The sequence below is a fragment of the Pseudomonas sp. EA_5y_Pfl2_R50 genome (assembly GCF_963970475.1).
Lineage (GTDB): Bacteria > Pseudomonadota > Gammaproteobacteria > Pseudomonadales > Pseudomonadaceae > Aquipseudomonas.
In genome coordinates this window covers 1-468 of record NZ_CAXAPT010000150.1, presented here as the reverse complement: position 1 = coordinate 468, position 468 = coordinate 1, and the positions used below count along the sequence as shown (strand labels likewise).

General features: G+C 62.6%; 1 pseudogene. It reads right to left on the bottom strand.

The annotated features are described in order from the left end of the window. Positions 1-468 (bottom strand): annotated as a pseudogene (locus tag AACY19_RS27180) (RHS repeat protein); the annotation flags it as partial.

The following is a 468-nucleotide window of genomic DNA, read 5'->3' as shown; positions in this document are numbered from 1 at the left end:
ACTTTTCGCCGGACTCGTTTTCGATTTCCGTCAGCAGCAGTCGCGCATGGTCGTAGCGGTATTGCACCCGCGTGCCGTCAGGATTGATCCGTCGGGAGACCAAATGCAGGTCATCGTCGTATTCGTAGCGGGTGATGCGCCCCAGTTCGTCGCGTTCGACGGTGACCTGGTTGTAGGCGCCATAGCTGTAGGCGCGCGTGGCGCCCGTAGGAGATGTCGTCTGGATCAGTCGGCCGACGGCATCCCAATGTTGCCGGGTGACCGCACCGTGTTCGTCCGCGGTCGTGGTCCGGCGCCCCAGCGCATCGTAGGAAAAACGCCGCACGCCACCGTCGGGCAGGGTCTCTTCGGTCAACTGGCCGAGGTTGTTCCACACCAAGCGATGCCGACTGCTGTCCGGGTAGCGGATCGACAGCAATTGTCCGCGGATGTCGTAGTAGTAATGGGTGACCTGGCCGTCGGGGTCGA